Origin of the sequence: Neobacillus sp. GCM10027624, from assembly GCF_042675345.1 — a bacterium.
Lineage (GTDB): Bacteria > Bacillota > Bacilli > Bacillales > Cytobacillaceae > Neobacillus > Neobacillus cucumis_D.
In genome coordinates this window covers 1-13,236 of record NZ_JBHTHD010000006.1, presented here as the reverse complement: position 1 = coordinate 13,236, position 13,236 = coordinate 1, and the positions used below count along the sequence as shown (strand labels likewise).

The following is a 13,236-nucleotide window of genomic DNA, read 5'->3' as shown; positions in this document are numbered from 1 at the left end:
ATTAGTGTTTGAAATGTCTTACTCCTGTAAAGACCATGGCAATTCCGTACTCATCCGCTTTTTTAATCGAATCTTCATCGCGAATCGATCCACCTGGTTGAATAATTGCAGTGATTCCTGCATTTGCCGCTGCCTCAACGGTATCGTCCATTGGGAAAAAGGCATCAGAGGCAAGTCCTGCACCTACTGCTTTTTCTCCAGCTTGTTTAAAGGCAATTTCAGCTGCTCCAACGCGATTCATCTGACCAGCACCAATTCCGATGGTCATCCCATTTCTTGCAACAACAATGGCATTTGATTTAACATGTTTCACAACCTGCCAGCCCAGCTTCAATGATTCCCACTCTGCTTCTGTTGGTTGTCTTTTTGTTGGAATGGTGATCGTCGCATCCTCAAGTGTGTAACGATCTTGTTCTTGAACAAGCAGTCCGCCTTCAATCGTCGTCATTTTGAATTCAGGTTTTTTAGCTTGATCAAATGGTATAGTTAAAAGGCGAAGATTTTTCTTCCCTGTTAAAATCGATAAGGCTTCCTCAGAAAATGCCGGAGCAATAATAATTTCTAAGAAAATTTCACGAAGCTTCCCTGCAGTCGCCGCATCCACTTCTCGGTTGAATGCAATAATTCCACCAAAAATAGAAACAGGGTCGGCAGCAAATGCCTTTTCAAAAGCTTCATACGCTGTTTTTCCTGTGCCAACACCGCATGGATTCATATGCTTAACCGCTACAGCAGCCGGCTCTGAGAATTCTTTCACAATCTGAAGCGCAGCATCCGCATCATTAATATTATTATAGGAAAGCTCTTTCCCGTGAAGCTGCTTCGAATTTGCGATTGAAAAAGCAGAACCTAATGGTTTTTTATAAAAAGCTGCTTTTTGGTGTGGATTTTCTCCGTAACGGAGTGATTGTTTCAATTCATAGGTTACCGTTAAATTTTCCGGTGTTTCCTCTTGAGCCAAATCTGTCATATATTGAGCAATCAGCGCATCATATGCAGCAGTGTGACGGAATACCTTTGCGGCAAGCTTTACTCTTGTCTCAAGCTTCGTTTGACCTTCCGCTTTTAATTCCTCTGCAACCGTTTGATAATCAGCTGGGTCAACTACGACTGTAATATATTGATGATTCTTCGCGGAAGCACGGAGCATTGTCGGGCCGCCAATATCAATATTTTCAATCGCATCTGCTACCGTCACATCCGGCTTCTCGATGGTTTGCTGGAATGGATAAAGATTTACACATACTAGTTGGATCGGTTGAATTCCGTGCTCTTCTAATTGACCTTGATGTGCAGGATCATCGTGTTTTGCCAATAAACCACCATGGATCAGTGGATTCAAGGTTTTAACACGGCCTTCTAAGATTTCAGGAAACCCGGTAACATCACTTACACTAAGAACTGGAATTCCTTGTTCCTGAATAGCTTTCTTTGTTCCGCCCGTAGAAATAATTTCAAAACCAAGATTTACAAGTTCTTTTGCAAACTCGATTACGCCAGTTTTATCTGAAACACTAATAAGTGCTCGCTTTTTTGCCATTTACAATACCCCCTTGTGTTAAAAGCACCTGTAAAATTGCCGGATATAGCTTGTGTTCAATTGCATGGATTTTGTTCTGTAGGCTTTCACGTGTTTCATCTTCTTCCAAACGAACCCGTTCCTGAACGATAATCGGCCCAGTGTCCATTCCCTCATCAACAAAATGAATAGTTACACCGCTCCATGTTGCTTTTGCGTCAAGCGCCTGACCAATGGCATCTTTACCAGGAAAGGCAGGAAGTAAGGAAGGATGAATATTGACGATTCTTCCTTGAAACTCTCGCAGTAAGGTCGGTCCTATTAAACGCATATAGCCCGCGAGGACAATGAATTCCACGCCACGTCTTTTTAACTCCGCAAGAATTTCCGTCTCATAGGCATCCTTTGATGGATAATCCTTAGCCGAAAAAGCAAAGCTTGGAATTCTGGCGGCATTTGCCCGATCAACCGCAAAAGCACCAGGTTTGTCACAAACTAGAAGTGAAATATCGGCCTTTAGCTCTCCAGATTGAACGACATCAATGATGGCTTGAAAATTACTTCCGCTCCCTGATGCAAATACTGCGATTTTTTTCATTTTTTTCCTCCAGCCGGGATGATGCTAGTTCCATCCGTTTCGGTTACACTCCCGATTTCATACGCTGTTTCACCGCATTGCCCAAAATGTTCTAGCACATCAGAAGCAATCGTCTTGTCTACTGCAATCACCATACCAATTCCCATATTAAAGATATTATACATCTCCTGTCGGTCAATTTGTCCAACAGATTCCATTAGCTTGAACACAGGTGGAATGTTAAAGCTTTGTTCCTGAATTTCTGCACCCAGTCCCTCTGGGAGCATTCTTGGGATATTCTCGATAAAACCACCGCCGGTAATATGAGCCATTCCCTTTAAGTTGAATTTTTTCAAAGCAGATAGAATTGATTTCACATAGATCTTTGTTGGCTTCAGCAGTTCTTCCCCTAAAGTACAACCAAGTTCATCAACATACTCTGATAAAGACTGATTAGCAAAAACTTTGCGTACAAGGGAATAGCCATTGCTATGGATTCCACTTGATGCCAAACCGATAAGAACATCCCCAGGTTTAATCGCTTCACCTGTAATCAATTGTGTTTTTTCACAAGCACCTACCGAAAATCCTGCTAGATCATATTCTGATTCATTGTACAAACCAGGCATCTCTGCCGTTTCTCCGCCAATTAAAGCACAGCCTGCTTGTTCACAGCCATCCGCGATTCCTTTTACAATTGCCTCAATCTTTTCAGGCACAGCCTTTCCGCAGGCTATGTAGTCAAGAAAATACAAAGGCTCTGCTCCTTGGACCACAATGTCATTCACACACATTGCTACCGCATCAATGCCGATTGTATCGTGCTTATCCATCATAAAAGCAAGCATCAGCTTGGTTCCGACTCCGTCCGTTCCCGAAACGAGGACTGGCTCTTTTAATTGAAGCGCAGATAGGTCAAACATGCCCCCAAAACCGCCTAAACCGCCCAATACTCCGGCCCTTGCTGTTTTTTGAACATGCTTTTTCATTCGTTCAACCGCCTCATAGCCTGCTTCGATGTTTACTCCCGCTTCTTTATATGCATTTGCCACGACAGTTCCTCCTATCTACTTTTGGTAATAGTATTGAAGTGTATCCGGATAAATTTCTGTCGGGTAATTTCCTGTAAAGCAGCCTAGGCAATACCCGCCTGTTCCGTTCGCATCCTTTTTACCAATTGCTTCAACCATCCCTTCAACGCTTAAGAAGGTAAGCGAATCGGCTCCAATCAGTTCCCTGATTTCCTCGACTGATTTATCGGAAGCAATCAATTCTTCCTTTGTTGATGTATCAATTCCATAGAAACATGGATTTTTTATTGGTGGAGAGCTGATCACAACATGGACTTCTGTCGCTCCAGCATCTTTTAGCATGGTGACAATTCGTCTGCTGGTCGTTCCGCGGACGATTGAATCATCGACCATGACGACCCGTTTTCCTTCCACTACTCCACGAACCGGTGAAAGTTTCATTTTAACCCCTTGCTCGCGTAACGATTGTGAGGGCTGAATAAACGTTCTGCCAACATAACGGTTTTTAATTAACCCCATTTCGTACGGAATCCCAGAGGCTTCCGCATAACCAATTGCTGCAGAAATACTTGAATCGGGTACCCCGGTAACAACATCTGCTTCAATCGGGGCTTCTTTATATAATTGCTTCCCAAGATTCTTCCGGGCTGTATGAACATTGATTCCTTGAATATCACTATCAGGTCTTGAAAAATAAATATATTCCATCATACAAATAGCTTTTGTTGAACTCACCGCAAATTGTTCCGAGACAATACCGTTATCGTTAATGATAAGCAGTTCCCCTGGCATAATATCGCGTATATATTCCGCACCGATGACATCAAATGCACAGGTTTCCGATGCCACAACATAGGCATCGCCAAGGCAGCCAAGTGATAATGGCCGTAATCCATGTGGGTCAAGTGCTACCAATAATTCTGTTTCCGTCATAATCAGGTAGGCATAAGCCCCTTTTAGCATAGAAAGTGCGTTCTTCGCCTGATCTTTCAACTCAGAATAACCGCTTCTTTTCATTAAGTGAGCCAAGACCTCTGTATCTGAACTTGTTTGAAAAATACTTCCCTGTGATTCCAGCTGATGTTTAAGCGAATTAACATTAACGAGATTTCCATTATGTGCAAGGGCAAGACTACCAACTTGAGAATGGAACAGCAGGGGCTGGACATTTTCATATCCTCCGCCCCCTGCAGTTGCATAACGCACGTGACCAATTGCCCCGTTCCCTGTTAATTCTTTCATCGCATCGGCAGTAAAAATTTCCGTAACCAATCCTTCACCTTTTACGCCTTTAAGTGCCTTACCATCAGTTACAACAATGCCGGTACCTTCCTGTCCACGGTGCTGCAAACTGTGAAGTGCATAATAAGTAAGCTGTGCCGCGTCTTGATGTCCCCAAACTCCAAAAACTCCGCACTCTTCATTTAATCCCTTGATTTCAGCAAGCATGGGATAGCTCCTTTCCAAGCAGCTTTTAATTCGTTCACCGAAGCATCAAGTACAAAGCCGTTATCGCCTGATACCTGCAATGTTGCTGTATCGGTTACTTCCCCAATCAATTTTGCATCAACTAAACGTTCAAACTCTGTTTGATTTTCTTTTTTCACTGTTATTAGAAAACGAGATTGTGTTTCACTAAATAAAGCTGATACAGCATTTCCTGTGATACTCACTTCTGCTCCCAGCTGATTGTCAGCAAAAAGGCATTCTGCTAAAGCCACTCCTAGGCCGCCTTCAGAAAGGTCATGCGCTGATTCAACCACACCCGCACGGATTGCAGCGAGCACTTTATTCTGTCTTTCTTTTTCAATCTTGACGTTCAACTCAGGGGCACGGCCAAAAACTTTTCCGTTCAATAGTTTTTGCAGCTCACTACCGCCAAACTCATCTTTTGTTTCTCCGACAAGATAAATTAAATCTCCGCTGTTTTTAAAATTTTGTGTTGTAATATGATCAAGATCCGTCACTAAACCGACCATTCCAACAACCGGTGTTGGATAGATGGCTGTTCCGCTTGTTTCGTTATATAAAGAGACGTTTCCGCCAATGACCGGTGTCTCAAGAACACGGCAAGCTTCACTCATGCCGTCTGCTGCTTTTTCAATTTGCCAGAAAACTTCAGGCTTTTCCGGGTTACCGAAATTTAAGTTATCGGTAATAGCCAATGGTTCCGCACCTGAGCAAACGATATTACGAGCCGCTTCCGCAACAGCAATTTTTCCGCCCATTTCCGGATCTAAATACACATAACGTGAATTACAATCCGTTGTCATGGCCAAAGCTTTACGAGTACCGCGAATTCTGACTACCGCTGCGTCCGATCCTGGTGATACAACTGTATTTGTCCGTACCATGTGATCATACTGCTCATAAACCCATTCCTTGCTGGCAACCGTTGGCTGACTTAAAAGGTCTAAAAGAGTTGCTTTCATATCCTCTACAAAAGGAGCCTCATTCTCCATTGCCTGGAACTCTGCAAAATAGCTTGGTTCTGTTGATGGCTTATGGTAAACCGGTGCATCCTCGGCTAATGCATCAGCTGGAACATCTGCAACAACTTCTCCGTTATGAAGTAAGCGGAGCTGTTTATCACTTGTAACCTTCCCAATGGCAACAGCTTCTAAATCATATTTTTTAAAAAGATCTACGATTTCTTGTTCTCTTCCTTTTTTCACAACAATGAGCATCCGTTCTTGCGATTCAGATAACATCATTTCATACGGAGTCATTCCTGTTTCCCGCTGTGGAACAAGGTCTAAGTTCATTTCAATTCCCATTCCAGCTTTACTTGCCATTTCCGCGGAAGAACTGACTAAGCCTGCAGCGCCCATATCCTGAATTCCTACAAGGGCATCGGAGTGAATGAGTTCTAAACATGCTTCGAGTAACAGCTTCTCCATAAACGGATCGCCAACCTGTACAGCTGGGCGGTCTTCACTGGATTGCTCCGTTAATTCCTCCGACGCAAAGGTAGCGCCATGGATTCCGTCACGGCCTGTTTTCGCACCGACATACATAACCGTGTTGCCTTCGCCATGCGCCTGACCTTTTTTAATATCCTTATGGTCAATTAGACCAACACACATTGCATTGACTAATGGATTTCCTTCATAGCATGGATCAAATTGAATTTCGCCGCCTACGGTTGGAATTCCGATACAGTTGCCGTATCCGGCAATCCCAGCGACAACTTCTTTAAATAAATAGCGGACACGTGCTGAATCTAACTCTCCAAAACGAAGAGAATTTAGCATTGCAATTGGACGTGCCCCCATTGAAAATACGTCACGGATAATCCCGCCGACACCTGTTGCTGCACCTTGGTAAGGCTCGATAGCTGAAGGATGGTTATGACTTTCAATTTTAAACACAACCGCCTGATTATCACCGATATCAACAATACCTGCCCCTTCCCCAGGGCCCTGAAGTACACGCTCACCTGTAATCGGGAATTTTTTCAATACTGGCTTGGAATTTTTGTAGCTGCAGTGTTCAGACCACATAACCGAAAATAAGCCTGTTTCTGTATAATTTGGCGTGCGTCCAAGGATTTTTTCAACCAACGCAAACTCTTCATCGGACAAACCCATTTGCTGATATACTTTTTCCGCTTTAATCTCATTCGGATTTGGTTCACGCGTTAACAACATGTGCTTCCCTCCAAGTCTTTACAATCGATTGAAACAATTTAAGCCCGTCGGCACTGCCTAAAAGAGCATCCACAGCTCTTTCCGGATGCGGCATCATACCTAATACGTTGCCTTTTTCGTTCATTATACCAGCGATATTTTCTAAGCTTCCGTTCGGATTTTCCTGGTAGGTAAAAACGATTTGGTTATTTGCTTTTAGCTTTGCCAGCGTTTCCTCGTCGCAATAGTAATTCCCTTCACCATGTGCAACTGGAATCGTGATGGTTTCTCCTGCAGCTAATTCAGAAGTAAACATCGTTTGATTGTTTTCAACCTTTAATTCAACTTGCTTACAAATAAAGGATAAACTTTCGTTTCGTCTCATTGCTCCCGGAAGCAAGCCTGCTTCCAAAAGAATTTGAAATCCGTTGCAAACACCCATAACCGGCTTGCCGGCTTGTGCCGCCTTCACAACCTCTTTCATGACATTACTGAATCGGGCAATGGCTCCTGAGCGTAAATAATCTCCGTATGAAAAGCCTCCTGGAAGTAAAATCCCATCAAACTCATCAAGGCTTTCTGCATCATGCCAAACATATTCAACCTGTTCCCCAAGCTCATCTTTAATCGCATGAAACATGTCAATATCACAGTTTGATCCTGGAAAAACGATTACCGCAAATTTCACTGGACCACACACTCCTCTACCTCATAACGGTAATCTTCAATAACCGGATTTGCTAAAAGGTTTGAGCAAATTTCATTGATCACTTCATGAATATCACGGTTAGACTTTTCAATTGTTAACTCCATATATTTACCGATTCGGACATCGGCCACTTCCTTGTAGTTTAAAGAATGTAAAGAATGAGTTACTGCTTTACCTTGAGGGTCTAATACACTTTCTCTTAACGTGACAAATACCTTTACTTTAAACATTCTGATGTCCTCCCAATCTCGCTAAAATATTTTCATATGCATCTGTTAAACTTCCAAGGTCCCGACGGAATACATCTTTATCGAGCTTTTTATTTGTCTCTTTCTCCCACAATCTGCAGGTATCAGGTGATATTTCATCGGCAAGCAGGATTTGCCCATCCGTGTCTTTTCCAAACTCTAATTTAAAGTCAATCAGACGAATACCCAATTCTTCGAAAAAGCTCGATAAAACTGCATCAACTTCTAAGGCTTTCTCTCTTAATACCTTGATTTCTTCTTCTGTAGCTAAATCCAATTCAAGAATATGGTCGACGGTAACAAGCGGGTCGCCAAGTTCATCATCTTTTAAGTAAAATTCAACAATTGGAGCCTTCAACGGCGTTCCTTCTTCAACACCTAGTCTTTTGGAAAAGCTTCCTGCTGCAACATTACGGACAACTGTTTCAAGTGGGATAATATTAACCTTTTTCACAAGTTGTTCTAATTCCGACACACGCTCGATAAAATGCGAATCAATACCCTTTTCTTTTAACTTTAAAAAGAGCAAACTCGTAATCTCATTATTTAAACGCCCTTTACCTGTAATGTCTGCTTTCTTTTGCCCGTTAAAGGCAGTTGCAGAATCTTTATATTCCACTAAAACAACCTGGTCATTTTCCGTTTTATAAATTCTTTTCGCTTTTCCTTCGTATAGAAGTTCTTTCATCAGGAACGCCTCCAAATTTTGCAATATTGGGAATTTTATTCGTAGAAGAGGGGCCCAACTGCTGCCCCTTATTTTTTTAGTTCAAACCTAAACGGTCAAAAATCGTATCTACATGCTGCAGGTGATAGCTGTAATCAAAGCAGTCTGCAATTTCTTCCGCATTAAGAAGGCTGGTAATTTTTGTTTCAGCCTCAATCAACTGACGGAATGGTACTTGTTTTTCCCATGCTTCCATTGCTTTTGGCTGAACAGTATCGTAAGCCTCTTCACGTGATAATCCTTTATCTATCAACGCAAGCAATACACGCTGTGAATAAATTAATCCAAGTGTACGATCCATATTGCGCTTCATATTTTCTGGATAAACTGTAAGATTTTTAATAATATTACCGAAACGGTTCAACATGTAATTTAAAGCGATTGTCGCATCCGGTAGAATAACTCTTTCAGCAGATGAATGAGAAATATCGCGTTCATGCCATAATGGAACATTTTCGTAGGCTGTCAACATATAGCCGCGAATCACGCGAGCCATTCCTGTCATGTTTTCAGAACCAATTGGGTTCCGCTTATGCGGCATCGCTGATGATCCCTTTTGCCCCTTCGCGAAAAATTCTTCAACTTCACGCGTTTCACTCTTTTGCAGACCGCGAACTTCAACCGCAAACTTTTCAATCGAAGTGGCGATTAAAGCAATCGTTGACATATAGTGAGCATGACGGTCACGCTGCAGGGTTTGTGTTGAGATTGGTGCTCTTTGTATGCCAAGCTTTTCACACACATATTGTTCAACAAACGGGTTGATATTGGCATAGGTTCCAACAGCACCGGAAATTTTACCAAATTCAACGCCTTCTGCAGCTTGCTTGAAGCGATCAAGATTCCGTTTCATTTCCTCATACCAAAGGGCAAGCTTTAAACCAAAAGTAGTAGGTTCTGCGTGAACTCCATGGGTACGCCCCATCATAACGGTCATTTTGTGTTCTTGTGCTTTATTTTTTAAAATTTCAACAAAGTTTTCGATATCTTTTAGTAAAATCGCATTGGCCTGTTTTAAGACATACGATAAAGCCGTGTCGACCACATCTGTCGAGGTTAAGCCATAATGAACCCATTTGCGTTCTTCTCCTAATGTTTCTGATACAGCGCGGGTAAAGGCTACAACATCGTGTCTAGTTTCTTCTTCGATTTCTTTAATTCTGTCAATATTAAAGGATGCATTTTCACGAAGCTTTTTTACATCCTCCTTCGGAATTTCACCAAGCTCTGACCAGGCTTCGCAAGCAAGGATTTCTACTTCAAGCCAAGCTTTAAAGCGATTTTCTTCTGTCCAAATAGCACCCATTTCCGGTCTTGTATAACGATCAATCATGTTTTATCCTCCGATCTTTTCTGTTACTTTCCAAATGCCGCTTTGTTCAATTTCTGTAAGGGCCTCTGTTACATTATCACGTAAAATCGTTACGTGTCCCATTTTACGTTTTATTTTTGGTTCTTTTTTTCCGTAAAGGTGAACCTTCCAGTCTTTCATACCCGGAATTTCTTCATACATACTTTCAAGATGTTCCCCTAATAGGTTGACCATAACTACTGGTTTTAATAGCTCGGTACTTCCTAGAGGCAGATTGCAGATTGCACGTACATGCTGTTCAAACTGTGACGTCACGCAGGCTTCAATCGAAAAATGCCCTGAATTATGAGGCCGTGGAGCCAGTTCATTGATATATATTGTTCCATCACTAGTTAAAAACATTTCAACCGCAAGTGTTCCGACTAAATTTAATGAATCCGCAATTTGTTTTGCCTTTTCAATTGCATTTTTTTGGATAACTTCCGAAATGCGGGCGGGAACAATCGTTTGATGCAATATATTGTCTTGATGGATGTTTTCTGCCACAGGGAATATCGCTGTTTCCCCATCAAGCTTGCGTGTGACGATAACCGATATTTCCTTTTCAAAGGGAATCCATTTTTCGAGCACACATGCACCCTGTTTGATGAGTTCCTCCGCTTTTTGCAGGTCCTGCTGAACTTTTATGACAAGCTGTCCCTTTCCGTCGTAGCCGCCTCTTGCCGTCTTCAACACAGCGGGATAGCCGATTGCTTCAATTTTTAAAGATAAATCCTCTTGACTGTTAATGACTTCATATGGGGCTACTTCCACACCTGCCTGCTGGATTGCCGCCTTTTCCTTAATCCGGTCCTGGGTAATCGTCAGTAATGTAGGTCCTTGTGGAACATACGCCCGTTCACAAATCCATTCAAGTGTATCTGCATCAATGTTTTCAAATTCATAAGTTATAACATCACTGATTCCTGCTAACTTACTAATGGCCTCACGATCATCATAAGCTCCAATGACTTCAAAATCGGACACTTGCCCGCAAGGTGAGTCTGAAGTTGGCTCCAAGACAGCGATTCGATAGCCCTGAGCCTTAGCCGAGAGGGCCATCATTCTTCCCAATTGACCACCGCCGATAATCCCAATTGTCGACCCCGGTAAAATTATTTTATTAGACAAGCTGCTCACCGCTTTCTAGAACTTCTTCCTTGATTGCATGGCGTCTTGCTTCTAATTTTTTCGCTAATTCATTATCTTCTGTTGATAAAATTTGTGCTGCTAAAAGACCTGCGTTTACTGCTCCGGCTTTACCAATTGCAACGGTTGCCACCGGTACTCCGCCCGGCATTTGCACGATCGAAAGCAGAGAGTCTAAACCATTTAAGGCCTTTGATTGAACCGGAACCCCGATGACGGGAAGCGTCGTTTTTGCTGCTACCATTCCCGGAAGATGTGCTGCACCGCCTGCTCCTGCAATAATTACCTTTAAACCTCTATCTCGTGCTTCTTGCGCATAGGTAAACATTAAATCTGGTGTCCGATGCGCAGAAACTACCTTTTTTTCATATGCAATTTCGAGTTCTTCTAATATTTCACAGGCATGTTTCATTGTTTCCCAGTCCGATTTGCTTCCCATGATGACACCAACAAGCTTCGTCATGCCGCATCCCCCTTTTAGCCAAATAAAAAGCCCAGACAAATAGCATCCTCTAAAAGAGAAAGCCATTTGTCCGGGCATCTTGATGAAAAGGTCAACAAAGTTAAGGTTTCTCCCCTAACTGTATTGTTGCCGAACATATTGACTTTCCCTCATAGTCCAATAATTTACGGTTATTGGGTAGAAACTTATGGGCCCTATTCCCATTGATATACGAGGGTAAGATTATTTGTCATTTGCTACACACTTATCTTACAATCCAATCGATTAGCTGTCAACCATTATATCGAACAATTAAAATTGGTTAGCACTATATTGTTCGTGTTTTACTCATTAAAGCGCCCTTCAAAGACAATTTGACGGCCAATTGGTTCAAAACTGGTTTCATTTCCCTTTTTGATTTCTTGAAAAATCGGCTTTTCAAGCCGTCTGATTGGGACATATCCCTGCTGCTTCATTCGTGTTAGGCACGCATCAATGGTTTCATTTTCCTGTACTTCAAATTGCATTTTTCTCTTGCTCTTTTGACTCATGAAAATAACTTCCCTCTTTTCACGGATTTGACCCAGAACCCCCCGTGGATGGATTTGGGTTCATACGAAATAATAAATGCCTTTGGATCTAGATTCTTGATTGTATCATAGAGCTTTAATTCAAATTTTCTCGGGGTTAGGATTTGCATCGCCATCCGATCCCCTTCAAGTCCGTTTGCTTCCCAGTTTGTTACTCCGTATCCCTTTTCCCGCAGTATTCCCGGTAAATTTTTATCATACTCGCTTGTGATTACATTGACAGTAATATAGCCAAGTGCGAGCTTTTCCTCTATTTTCATTCCGACTACAACACCGATTCCGTATCCCACCGCATACGCAATGAGGTTCTGGATTTCATTTAAGTTATTTAACACTAGGCCAAGGCCCAGTACATATATAACTACTTCAATCATACTGAGGAGTGCAGCCAAATACCGTTGTCCTTTTAAGGTTAAGATCATTCTAATTGTAAAAAAGGAGACATAGACAATATTGATAACAAGGATTATGGCTACCATCATGAAACTATTCTCTAACAAAATATTTACCCCCTTTATATATCCTTCCCCCACTTTAGCACAATTTTTACAAAGGTCTAGTAGCTTGATTATGTATTTAGAAAAAATTTTCTTACTTAACATTTTTGTTCCATGTTGCATCATATATGTTCCGGTTTGTTTGTTTTATGTTCCATTTAAAAATTTTTATGCCAAATTAGTCCGTTTTATATTCCTATACCCTTTTAGATAAAAAAAAATCCAGACAGATGTCTGGATTAAGTAACAATTAATTCACTCAATTATATCCAAAAAGAGATTTATTAGGTGTATTGCTTAGTTATAAAGTTACCTTTTTTAATTGTTTTTAATTTTATGTTCCATATTAAACCATATATGGACTAACTCATCTTTTATATGTTCCAATTTAGAATTATATCTTCCACATTATTATTTTTATGTGCCACTGCTTTATCCACGAACACCAAAAAAGACAACCTTCATCAGGTTGTCTTTTTTGGTGCCTGGCAACGTCCTACTCTCACAGGGGGACAGCCCCCAACTACCATCGGCGCTGAGAAGCTTAACTTCCGTGTTCGGTATGGGAACGGGTGTGACCTTCTCGCCATTATTGCCAGACTATTTTGTTTGAGGTATCATTCCCTCAAAACTAGATAATACAGAAGAAGTTTTAGTAAAAACGAGTTCACCTTCATATGGTATATATGACTTGGTTAAGTCCTCGATCGATTAGTATCAGTCAGCTCCACATGTCACCACGCTTCCACCTCTGACCTATCAACCTG

General features: G+C 41.7%; 13 protein-coding genes, 1 rRNA gene and 1 riboswitch. All 14 genes read right to left on the bottom strand.

Translation table 11 applies throughout. The features are described from left to right. Position 1: 1 nt before the first annotated feature. On the bottom strand, positions 2 to 1,540 hold the full coding sequence (purH, locus tag ACFQZ9_RS10615; RefSeq protein ID WP_498943744.1) for a bifunctional phosphoribosylaminoimidazolecarboxamide formyltransferase/inosine monophosphate cyclohydrolase: 1,539 nt from the start codon (positions 1,538 to 1,540) through the stop codon (positions 2 to 4). Continuing rightward, on the bottom strand, positions 1,515 to 2,117 hold the full coding sequence (gene purN, locus ACFQZ9_RS10610) for a phosphoribosylglycinamide formyltransferase (RefSeq protein ID WP_198312942.1): 603 nt from the start codon (positions 2,115 to 2,117) through the stop codon (positions 1,515 to 1,517). The genes purH and purN overlap by 26 nt, the downstream gene beginning before the upstream one ends. Continuing rightward, positions 2,114 to 3,148, bottom strand: a complete 1,035-nt coding sequence (gene purM / locus ACFQZ9_RS10605; RefSeq protein ID WP_498943743.1) for a phosphoribosylformylglycinamidine cyclo-ligase — start codon at positions 3,146 to 3,148, stop codon at positions 2,114 to 2,116. Before purM ends, purN begins: the two co-directional genes overlap by 4 nt. A gap of 15 nt (positions 3,149 to 3,163) precedes the next feature. Continuing rightward, entirely contained in the window at positions 3,164 to 4,576 is a 1,413-nt protein-coding gene (gene purF / locus ACFQZ9_RS10600) for an amidophosphoribosyltransferase (protein WP_198312940.1), read from the bottom strand. Beyond that, entirely contained in the window at positions 4,552 to 6,777 is a 2,226-nt protein-coding gene (gene purL / locus ACFQZ9_RS10595) for a phosphoribosylformylglycinamidine synthase subunit PurL (RefSeq protein WP_498943742.1), read from the bottom strand. Before purL ends, purF begins: the two co-directional genes overlap by 25 nt. After that, entirely contained in the window at positions 6,761 to 7,444 is a 684-nt protein-coding gene (gene purQ / locus ACFQZ9_RS10590; RefSeq protein WP_198312938.1) for a phosphoribosylformylglycinamidine synthase subunit PurQ, read from the bottom strand. Before purQ ends, purL begins: the two co-directional genes overlap by 17 nt. Then, entirely contained in the window at positions 7,441 to 7,695 is a 255-nt protein-coding gene (gene purS / locus ACFQZ9_RS10585; RefSeq protein WP_498943741.1) for a phosphoribosylformylglycinamidine synthase subunit PurS, read from the bottom strand. Before purS ends, purQ begins: the two co-directional genes overlap by 4 nt. Continuing rightward, on the bottom strand, positions 7,688 to 8,401 hold the full coding sequence (gene purC / locus ACFQZ9_RS10580) for a phosphoribosylaminoimidazolesuccinocarboxamide synthase (protein ID WP_498943740.1): 714 nt from the start codon (positions 8,399 to 8,401) through the stop codon (positions 7,688 to 7,690). Before purC ends, purS begins: the two co-directional genes overlap by 8 nt. Positions 8,402 to 8,477: 76 nt before the next feature. Then, entirely contained in the window at positions 8,478 to 9,773 is a 1,296-nt protein-coding gene (gene purB / locus ACFQZ9_RS10575) for an adenylosuccinate lyase (RefSeq protein ID WP_198312936.1), read from the bottom strand. 3 nt (positions 9,774 to 9,776) lie between these two features. After that, positions 9,777 to 10,922 carry a 5-(carboxyamino)imidazole ribonucleotide synthase gene (purK, locus tag ACFQZ9_RS10570; protein ID WP_498943739.1) on the bottom strand — a complete coding sequence of 382 codons (1,146 nt, stop codon included), beginning with the start codon at positions 10,920 to 10,922 and terminating at the stop codon, positions 9,777 to 9,779. Then, entirely contained in the window at positions 10,915 to 11,403 is a 489-nt protein-coding gene (purE, locus tag ACFQZ9_RS10565) for a 5-(carboxyamino)imidazole ribonucleotide mutase (RefSeq protein WP_498943738.1), read from the bottom strand. Before purE ends, purK begins: the two co-directional genes overlap by 8 nt. A 132-nt stretch (positions 11,404 to 11,535) precedes the next feature. Beyond that, a riboswitch (purine riboswitch) is annotated at positions 11,536 to 11,637 on the bottom strand. An 89-nt stretch (positions 11,638 to 11,726) separates the two neighbouring features. After that, entirely contained in the window at positions 11,727 to 11,933 is a 207-nt protein-coding gene (locus tag ACFQZ9_RS10560) for an NETI motif-containing protein (protein WP_498943737.1), read from the bottom strand. Continuing rightward, positions 11,930 to 12,472, bottom strand: a complete 543-nt coding sequence (locus tag ACFQZ9_RS10555) for a DUF2179 domain-containing protein (protein ID WP_198312932.1) — start codon at positions 12,470 to 12,472, stop codon at positions 11,930 to 11,932. Before ACFQZ9_RS10555 ends, ACFQZ9_RS10560 begins: the two co-directional genes overlap by 4 nt. 480 nt (positions 12,473 to 12,952) lie before the next feature. Continuing rightward, a 5S ribosomal RNA gene (gene rrf / locus ACFQZ9_RS10550) occupies positions 12,953 to 13,069 on the bottom strand. Positions 13,070 to 13,236 lie beyond the last annotated feature (167 nt).

Bases quoted from the DNA above. Each gene is read 5' to 3' on its own strand.
- purC (WP_498943740.1), bottom strand. From the start codon at position 8,401: ATGAAAGAACTTCTATACGAAGGAAAAGCGAAAAGAATTTATAAAACG.
- purH (WP_498943744.1), bottom strand. From the start codon at position 1,540: ATGGCAAAAAAGCGAGCACTTATTAGTGTTTCAGATAAAACTGGCGTA.
- purE (WP_498943738.1), bottom strand. From the start codon at position 11,403: ATGACGAAGCTTGTTGGTGTCATCATGGGAAGCAAATCGGACTGGGAA.
- purN (WP_198312942.1), bottom strand. From the start codon at position 2,117: ATGAAAAAAATCGCAGTATTTGCATCAGGGAGCGGAAGTAATTTTCAA.
- purS (WP_498943741.1), bottom strand. From the start codon at position 7,695: ATGTTTAAAGTAAAGGTATTTGTCACGTTAAGAGAAAGTGTATTAGAC.
- ACFQZ9_RS10560 (WP_498943737.1), bottom strand. From the start codon at position 11,933: ATGAGTCAAAAGAGCAAGAGAAAAATGCAATTTGAAGTACAGGAAAAT.
- purL (WP_498943742.1), bottom strand. From the start codon at position 6,777: ATGTTGTTAACGCGTGAACCAAATCCGAATGAGATTAAAGCGGAAAAA.
- purB (WP_198312936.1), bottom strand. From the start codon at position 9,773: ATGATTGATCGTTATACAAGACCGGAAATGGGTGCTATTTGGACAGAA.
- purF (WP_198312940.1), bottom strand. From the start codon at position 4,576: ATGCTTGCTGAAATCAAGGGATTAAATGAAGAGTGCGGAGTTTTTGGA.